Source organism: Tamlana carrageenivorans, from assembly GCF_002893765.1.
GTDB lineage: Bacteria > Bacteroidota > Bacteroidia > Flavobacteriales > Flavobacteriaceae > Pseudotamlana > Pseudotamlana carrageenivorans.
In genome coordinates this window covers 2,275,816-2,285,000 of sequence record NZ_CP025938.1, presented here as the reverse complement: position 1 = coordinate 2,285,000, position 9,185 = coordinate 2,275,816, and the positions used below count along the sequence as shown (strand labels likewise).

General features: G+C 36.4%; 4 protein-coding genes and 1 rRNA gene (1 of these 5 running past the window's edge). All 5 read right to left on the bottom strand.

Features of this window, described 5'->3' with window-relative positions; translation table 11 throughout:
* Positions 1 to 514: ribosomal RNA gene (locus C1A40_RS10090) — 16S ribosomal RNA — on the bottom strand; it reaches 1,009 nt to the left of the window's first position.
* 990 nt (positions 515 to 1,504) lie between these two features.
* Positions 1,505 to 2,821 (bottom strand): TolC family protein, encoded by a 1,317-nt coding sequence (locus tag C1A40_RS10080; RefSeq protein ID WP_102997191.1) that lies wholly within the window; start codon positions 2,819 to 2,821, stop codon positions 1,505 to 1,507.
* The gene (locus C1A40_RS10075) at positions 2,811 to 6,008 is read right to left on the bottom strand and encodes an efflux RND transporter permease subunit (RefSeq protein WP_102995795.1); all 3,198 of its coding nucleotides are present in this window, start codon (positions 6,006 to 6,008) and stop codon (positions 2,811 to 2,813) included. The genes C1A40_RS10080 and C1A40_RS10075 overlap by 11 nt, the downstream gene beginning before the upstream one ends.
* Positions 6,008 to 7,141 (bottom strand): efflux RND transporter periplasmic adaptor subunit, encoded by a 1,134-nt coding sequence (locus C1A40_RS10070; RefSeq protein ID WP_102997190.1) that lies wholly within the window; start codon positions 7,139 to 7,141, stop codon positions 6,008 to 6,010. The genes C1A40_RS10075 and C1A40_RS10070 overlap by 1 nt, the downstream gene beginning before the upstream one ends.
* Positions 7,142 to 7,216: 75 nt before the next feature.
* Positions 7,217 to 9,130, bottom strand: a complete 1,914-nt coding sequence (locus tag C1A40_RS10065; protein WP_102995794.1) for an ABC-F family ATP-binding cassette domain-containing protein — start codon at positions 9,128 to 9,130, stop codon at positions 7,217 to 7,219.
* Positions 9,131 to 9,185 lie beyond the last annotated feature (55 nt).

Below are 9,185 nucleotides of genomic sequence, written 5' to 3'. Positions count from 1 at the left end.
CACGGAGTTAGCCGATCCTTATTCTTACAGTACCGTCAGAACGCTACACGTAGCGTGGTTTCTTCCTGTATAAAAGCAGTTTACAACCCATAGGGCAGTCATCCTGCACGCGGCATGGCTGGATCAGAGTTGCCTCCATTGTCCAATATTCCTCACTGCTGCCTCCCGTAGGAGTCTGGTCCGTGTCTCAGTACCAGTGTGGGGGATCCCCCTCTCAGGGCCCCTACCTATCGTTGCCTTGGTATGCCGTTACCACACCAACTAGCTAATAGGACGCATAGTCATCTTTTGCCGTAACCTTTAATCATAAATACCATGCAGTAATATGATACTATACTGTATTAATCCAAATTTCTCTGGGCTATCCAGTAGCAAAAGGTAGATTCTATACGCGTTACGCACCCGTGCGCCGGTCGTCATCAAAAAAGCAAGCTTTTCTATGTTACCCCTCGACTTGCATGTGTTAGGCCTGCCGCTAGCGTTCATCCTGAGCCAGGATCAAACTCTTCATCGTTAAATTTTTATGCGCTACCTATAAGGTAACAGCTTTAACAACTAATTAGAATCTCTAGTACTCAAAATGGTCTATTCTCTTTGTTGAATTAAATCGTTTCCAATTCAATTCTTACGCTGTCAATTCAATATGTTTATGAACTTGTTTCTCTTTTCTTTAGCTCGTTTCCTTGCTAAGCGGGTGCAAATGTAAAACCCTTTTTTTAAACTCACAATGTTTTTTTGATATTTTTTTTAAAGTTTTTTTCGCTTTAAATCTTAACAACCAAAACTGCTTTATGAACTCCTCACCTCCAACAGACCTGCTGTTTTTAGCGGCTGCAAACATACAACCTTTTATTAAACCCACAATGCTTTTTTTTTGATTATTTTTTAAAAGTTTTTTTAACCTTATTTTAATACCAAAACAACTCAATGAACTACCGCTTTATAAGACTGACGCCTTCGTTAGCGGGGTGCAAATATACAAACCTTTCCTTCTCCCAAACAAACTTTTTATCGCTTTTTTTTAAAGTTTTTTTGATGATGGAATTAACTCTCAGTAAACGTGTTATTTACATTGTAAACTTTTGACTATTGACTATTGACTATTGAAAATTGAAAATTGAAAATTGAAAATTATCAACCCAACAATTACCAACCAAATTCTACATTTAACTTTTAATATCTAAACTCTACCCTTATTTGCCCTTCGACAAGCTTAGGGTGACAACCGTTAGTAGGCTTCAGCTGGAAACCAAACTAAAAAAAACATGCACTCCCCTCATATTATAAATATGAAATACCAATGATGAAACTTAACGCGAATACTTCCGCCGAAAGGCTAATTAAGATCGTTATGCTTATTTTCTCCTAAAAAAGAAAGGTTATATAAAGATTAAGCATCCTTATATAACCTTATATTTTTGAATATCACTTTACCTAATATATAGGTTAATGACAAAGTTGCGCGCCTCTCCCCTCTAATGGCTGTTTAAGATACAGTGATTCTTTAAAATTCTACATTTAAAAGTTCACCACTAATTTGTAGCATTTCTAATTCGGCAATTTTAGCCAGGTACTTGGCTTTGTTTCTATTGAGTTCTGCATTTAACAAGTTGAGTTGCGCCTGACGAAACTCGATAGAATTAACTTGCCCGAGTTTGAATTTCTCTTGTGTTCGATCGAAGTTGTTTTGAGAGGTTCGAATGTTATCTTCTTCCAGTCTAAAAATATTTAAACGGTTGTGATAATTATCCCAGGCATTATTAAAGTCGCGTTCTAAAGTTACAAGTAACTGTTCCTTTTGAATTTTCTGAGCTTCTAAATTAATTTTGGCATTTTTAACACGGGTGATCGTACTACCGCCATCAAAGAGATCCCACCTTAGGTTAACGCCTCCCGAAAGTCCGTAGCTGGTAGAAGTTGACACGAAAGATGCCGCATTATTATCATTTTGATTCCATCCATAGCTTCCTACCAAGCCAACAGTTGGCAAGAAAGCCGATTTCTCGGAATTAATACCGAGCATACTAATGTCGATATTTTTATTGGCTTGTAATATACTAACGTTGTTTGCTATGGCTTTTTGTTTAAGCGCTTCCTTATCATAAATGGTATTAAAACCGATATTGGTATCGACATCAAATTCATTTGGAACGGTATTTCCTAAAACCAAGTTTAAGTCTCGTTTAAAATTTCTAAGTTGTTGCCTTGTATTTAAAAGTGTGATACTATCATTATTGATATCCACTTCGGCATTAAGGACATCTAATTTTGTGTTTTGACCGTACTCAAATTGATACTGCGATCTTTTTAATCGGTCTTTAGAAATCTCGAAGGTTTGAGAGATCGCATTATAGTTATCGGCAATCTCGGCTACATTATAATATATGGTAAACAATTGCATAACCGTATTTTCTATGGTTGCACGGGCTTGAAGTTCGGTTAGTGCTTTCGTTTCTTTTAAGCGTTTGTAATTATATGAACGGCCTAGGCCATCGAACAACACATAATTTAAATCTACAGAAGCATTATATCGTGAACTCTCGGCGCCTTTAAGTTCGGTAACCCTGCCATCTGAAAACTCGGCCTCTGTATTATCCTTATTAATGGTAGCACCAGCACTTCCTGTTAACGTAGGTAGATAGCCCGAATTTAATATATCGGCATTGTTTGTAGCTATTTCTACATCCTTACCAACCAATTTAATACCATAGTTATTTCCTAAGGCCAAGCTTACTGCTTTTTCCTGGGTAAGGACTTCTTGAGCTACTAGCGATGCGTGTGTAAATAATAAAATCGTAGCAACAAAGGTTTTAATGTGCATTTTCTTCATTTTGCTCTTTTATCGCGCGTTCAACTTCTTCTTTTGTAACTTTTTCACCTGTTACTAACCATTTGATATGTCTTTTAATATCGTTACTAAATGACAAAAACAAAGGGAGTACTAATAAGGTTAAAATGGTAGCGTATGCAATTCCGAAAGAAATAGAAATGGCCATTGGTTTTAAAAACTGGGCTTGCCTACTTTTTTCTAGCAACAATGGTGCTAATCCTGCTACGGTAGTTAATGAGGTTAAGAATATGGCTCTAAACCTTGATTTTCCAGCTTCGGAAAGGGCGTCATCAAAAGTCATCCCTTCTCTCAAATTACTATTAAACTTTCCTATTAATACCAGGCCGTCGTTTACCATAATACCAATTAAAGCAATGATACCCAAAAGGGAGAGTACATTTACTGGAAACCCAAGTAACCAATGTCCCCAACCTACCGCTGTTAAACTAAACGGCACTAATAGAATTAGTAAAATAGGTTGACTATAACTTCTAAAGGTAAAGGCTATGGTAATATAAATAAGTAACAATATGGGAACACCTGCTTTTGTTAATGAAGATGATAATTTATTAGCTTCCCTTTTTTGACCTTCGAATGAGGCTGAAATTGTAGGGTATTGCGATTGAATTTCAGGAATTATACGGGCTTTAATATCGTCTAAAATATCTGTCGAACTTGTACTCGGGTCTTTTAAATCGGCCGACACCTGAATTTCACGTTGTCCTGACAAGTGATTAATGGCAACATCACCACGTTCGATGGTATAGGTTGCTATATCTTTTAAAGTAACACGGCTACCTGATGGCGTGACAATGCGCATATCATCCAAATTATTTATAGATTCTCGGTTGGAACGATCGTAACGCACCCAAACGCGGATTTCATCTTGACCACGTTGAAAGCGTTGTGCTTGTACACCAAAAAAACCAGCACGCACTTGTTCCATAACGCTTCTTAAATTCAAATTTAATAAATAGGCACTTTCTTTTAGTTCTAAACGAATTTCTTTAATACCTGCAGGATCGTTATCTTCAACATCTTTTAATAAGGGGTTTTCCTGAAGGACTTTTTTCAAGGCTACTTTAGCACCTTTTAAGTCATTAATATTATTACTTAACAGTGACACCGAAACAGGACTACCACCAAAATTACCTCCTGAACCAAAAATTAAACGCTCGGTACCTATTACGGGCCCCACCAATTCCCGTAATCGGTTGGCGACCAAACTAGCACTAATGGCATCCGGACGCTCTTCACCAGGAAGCATGTTTAATTGCAAGGTAGCACTAGAGGAACTGTTTAGTTTTAATATGGTGTTTTCAAACAATTCTTTATCGGTACCTTTTAAATAGGTTTCGGTAAACTCTTTATTTACAATAAAAGCCTTTTGCTCAATCATAGAAATTATAGAATCTGTGATTTTCACATTGGTACCATTAGGCATATCGAGTTGCACACTTACACGATCGCTTGCAATGGAAGGAAATATAGTCATCCCGATAATTCCACCACCAATGGCGCCAAAGGTTAAAACTAATATGGCCACAAAAATTCCGAGTGATAACATCTTAAATTCTAAAACAAAATCAAAAACAGGACTATAAATCTTGTCTCTAAGGAAAGTCATAATCTTATCCCCTAGTTTATTGATACCTCTCATTTTAGCAAAAAACAATTTGATTTTTGAAGGGTTTTCTTCTTCAACAGGTTTCATTAAGGCTTTGGAATGCGCCAAGTGCGCCGGAAGAATAATGAGAGCTTCTACTAATGAAACTACTAAGGTTAGAATAACGATGACTGAAACTTCACTGAAAAATTCTCCGATTCTACTATCTAAAAAAAGAAATAACGAAAATGCTAAAAGCGTGGTAATAATGGCTGATACCACTGGAGGGATCACTTCCATAGTACCATCGATGGCTGCTTGAATAGGCGATTTTCCTTTTTCGTAATGCTGATAAATATTTTCGGCAATTACAATACCATCATCAACTAAAATTCCAATGACGATAATCATACCGAAAAGAGACAACACATTAATGGTGACATCAAACTGCCCTGCAAAAATAAACATCCCCAAGAAAGACACGGGTAATCCAAAAGCGACCCAAAAAGCCAGTCGGGTATTTAAAAACAAAGACAAAAACGTTAAAACCAATAGCATTCCTACAATAGCATTCTCGGTTAATAATTGCGTACGTTGTTTTAGGGTGATCGATCGGTCTTGAACAACATTAAGCCTCACGTTAATATGGCTTTGATTATACCCTTCTATATAAGCTTTAACTTTATCGGCTGAAGAAATTAAATCTTCTGAATTTGTACTTGTTACGGTAACATTTACTGCTAAATCTTCATTAAAAAATGTGGCGTTTGGCGTTTCCGAAAATCGATCGCGAATAATAGCGACATCTTTAAGTCTAACTGTTTTTCCGTCATTAGTAGCCTTAACCACAATATTGGATAACTCGTCACCATAATAGGCCCGGTTGTTTGCACGAATTAAATATTCTTCGGCATCTGTTTTAATATTCCCACCAGTAACCAGAATATTAGAGCCACTAATAGCCTGTGATACATCGGAAAAACTAATATTATAAGCCAATAAACTACTTTCGTTTACGGCTATTTCTATTTCTTCTTCTGGGTAACCGGTCACTTCAATTTGTGAAATGCCTGGTATGGCTCTTAAATCGTTTTCTACTTGCATCCCAATTTGCTTTAGCGTGGCAAGCGGCACATTTTTTCCGCTTAAAGCGAAAGAAATCGTTTCGCGAACCTCCTCGCGCTTGGCTACAATTAAAGGTTCCATTCCTGTTGGAAAGGACGGTACACGATCTACGGCATTTTTAACTTCCAAAAGCATGAAATCTATATTTTCACCCTTTTCAATTTCTACTGTAATGGTACCACTATTTTCCCTAGAAACCGAAGTTACACGATCGATACCTCGAAGACCTTTAAGGTTGTCTTCTATTTTTAAAACCACACCCTCTTCAATTTCTTGTGGAGAAGCCCCTGGATAAGCAATACTAATATTAATAATTTTAGAATCTACTAAAGGGAAAAAAGACGATTTAAGTGAAAACAAACCAATAACACCAAATACAAAAAACGCTAAAAGAAACACGTTAACAGCAACGTGATACTTAATAAAATAGGCTATTAATTTCCTCATTACTTAGCGTCTTTTTTAGATATTACTTCTTTAAATGGTTTTACTAGCATTCCTGCATATGCTCCTGGAACATTTTTTTCTAGTATCACGGTTCCGTCTGGAATATTTTTTAAAACAACACTGGTTTCCGAAAAATGAACAGGTTTTACGGGCATGGTATCTAAAATACTATCACGCACCACAAAAACTTGATCGTTTTCCAATAATAAGTTCCTATCAATTTCAATAGCATTTTCTTCCTCTTTAGCATTAATTTCTGCTTCTAAATACATGCCTTCTTTTAAGGTTTCATTTTCAACATCAATATAAGCGGTAATAGTTTGCGTGGTGGCATCGATACTTCCATTTACTCGAGAAACGAGCCCTTTATAGGTTTCGGTATCATCTAAACTATTTAAAATAACTGGCTCACCAACTTTTAACAAACTGGCATAATTTTCACTTAATGCCACTTCCATCTCATAAACCGACGGATCGATAAATTCTCCTAATTTTTGACCACTTCGAACTAAAGAGCCTTGTGTTACCAATGCTTGAGTAAGTACTCCCGTAAAAGGTGCAGAAATTCGATATTTTGCCAAGCGTTGTTCCAAATTTTTAACTTTGTAATAGCTAGAAACAATACCACGACCCGTGATGAAATAATTTTCCTTATCGGAGGACATTTTCGGCAATGCAGGCGTGCTTTTATTTATGTTATAGCCATTAAGATAGTTTTGCCACTTTTGATAAACTTCAGGGAAATCGAGTCGTAAATCGGGCATGATTGCAGACAAGCTGTTGTAAAGATTACTTTTTTCGGCCTGCACGCTAGCGTAATATTCATTAGCATCAATATGTATTAATGTTTGCCCTTTCGTATAGGTTTGGCCAGGCTTAAAAAGTTTATGCGAAGGTTTAAAAACGCCTTGTACTTCGGCATATAATTCTACGCGACGCTTGGCTACTAAACTTCCTGTTGCAGGAATAACAATTTTTATGGTGGTATTCTTTACTGTATCGGTAAATACCGTTTTAATAATCTTTTCCTTTACAGGCCTTGGCTTGTTTTTACTGGCAATCAATTTTTGAGCTCCGATGAAGGAAAAGATAATAAGCAAAACGCCTATTACAGAAAGTATAATTTTTCGCATGGTCAATATTTTAGCGGTGTAGTCGCCAAAATTACCCAATACTTTTCCTCAAAAAGTTAAAAAAACCTTAAATATCTATAACTCAAAAGCATCTATTTCCATGTGAATAGCTTCCCACTTCTCTACAAGCGCTTCCAAATCCGTTTTCTTTTTCTGGTAGTTATCAAAAAAATTAGGTTGCGATGTGGTTTCTTCGTAATTCACTTCAAGTTCGAGATCAATGGCTTTAATATCTCGTTCTAACTGATTGATTTTAGACTCTACATTACTCAGCTTATTATTTAAAGACTTGAGTTTCTTTTGATCTTCGTAAGAATGCTGTTTTTTCTCCTTTGGCACTTCTGTTTTAACCACGGTGCGCTTTTCAACTTCTCTTAAACTTTCTACTTGTCGCTGCTCTAGGTAAAAATCAATATCACCCAAATACTCCTTAAGTTTATGATCTTTAAACTCGTAAACCACATTTGTTAAGCCTTGCAAGAAATCACGATCGTGAGATACTAAAATTAAAGTCCCTTCAAAACGTTTTAAAGCATCCTTCAGTACATTTTTAGATTTAATATCCAGGTGGTTGGTAGGCTCATCCATAATCAAAACATTGAATGGTTGCAGCATTAATTTGGCTAAAGCTAAACGATTTCGCTCACCACCAGAAAGCACACGCACATACTTATCGGCTTCTTCACCACGAAATAAAAAGGATCCTAAAATATCACGTACCTTACTTCTATTGGTTTCATTAGCTGCATCAACCATGGTATCGTAAACGGTTTTATTTCCGTCTAGGTACTCGGCTTGATTTTGGGCGAAATATCCAATTTGAACATTATGCCCCAGCTTTAAATGTCCGTTATATTTCACATCACCAACCATAATTTTGGCTAGTGTTGACTTTCCTTGTCCGTTTTGACCAACAAAAGCAGTTTTACTATCGCGTTCAATCAATAAGTCAATATTCTTTAAAACCTGATTATCACCATAGCTTTTAGAAACACCTTCAGCCTCAACAACCACTTTCCCTGGCGTAATAGATACCGGGAAATTAAGCGTCATAACACTATTATCATCCTCATCAACTTCAATTCTATCAATTTTATCCAGCTTTTTAATTAAGGATTGTGCCATAGTGGCTTTAGAAGCTTTAGCACGAAACTTTTCAATTAACTTTTCAGTTTGCTCAATTTGCTTTTGCTGATTTTTCTGCGAAGCCAGTTGTTGGGTTCTCAGTTCTTCACGTAATACCAAAAATTGCGAATAAGGTTTTGGATAATCGTAAATACGTCCTAATGAAATTTCGATGGTTCGGTTTGTAACGTTATCTAAAAACATTTTATCGTGCGACACAATAGCCACGGCACCCGAATAATTTCTTAAAAACCCTTCCAACCAAATAATAGATTCAATATCGAGGTGGTTGGTAGGCTCATCCAGAAGTAATATATCGTTATTCTGAAGTAATAATTTCGCCAATTCAATACGCATACGCCATCCACCCGAAAAAGTATCGGTTAACTTATCGAAGTCTTCACGCTTAAAACCTAAACCTTGAAGTATTTTTTCGGTATCGCCTTGGTAGTTATAGCCTCCTAATATCTCATATTGGTGTTGAAGCTCATTGATATCGACCATTAATTGATGATAACCTTCACTTTCATAATCGGTACGCTCTGCCATTTCATTATTTACGGCAGCCATTTTAGCTTCAACTTCTTTAATCTCGGTAAAAGCCTCATAGGATTCTTCTAGAACAGTTCTACCTAAAATAAAATCGATGTCCTGCTTTAAAAATCCAATTTTAAGATCTTTATCGGCCGCAATTTGTCCGGTATTAGGCTCCATTTCTTTCGATAAGATTTTAAGCATTGTCGATTTACCGGCACCATTTTTCCCTATTAACCCTATACGATCACCATGACCCAGTTTGAATGTAATATCTTCAAACAGGTATTCCCCTTGAAATGAAATCGATAAATTATGAATGTTCATCATAGAAATGTAACTTTTATCACAAGTGTTATATGTTTAATATGCTATTTTTGTCTTG

Bases quoted from the DNA above. Each gene is read 5' to 3' on its own strand.
- C1A40_RS10070 (WP_102997190.1), bottom strand. From the start codon at position 7,141: ATGCGAAAAATTATACTTTCTGTAATAGGCGTTTTGCTTATTATCTTT.
- C1A40_RS10080 (WP_102997191.1), bottom strand. From the start codon at position 2,821: ATGCACATTAAAACCTTTGTTGCTACGATTTTATTATTTACACACGCA.
- C1A40_RS10065 (WP_102995794.1), bottom strand. From the start codon at position 9,130: ATGATGAACATTCATAATTTATCGATTTCATTTCAAGGGGAATACCTG.
- C1A40_RS10075 (WP_102995795.1), bottom strand. From the start codon at position 6,008: ATGAGGAAATTAATAGCCTATTTTATTAAGTATCACGTTGCTGTTAAC.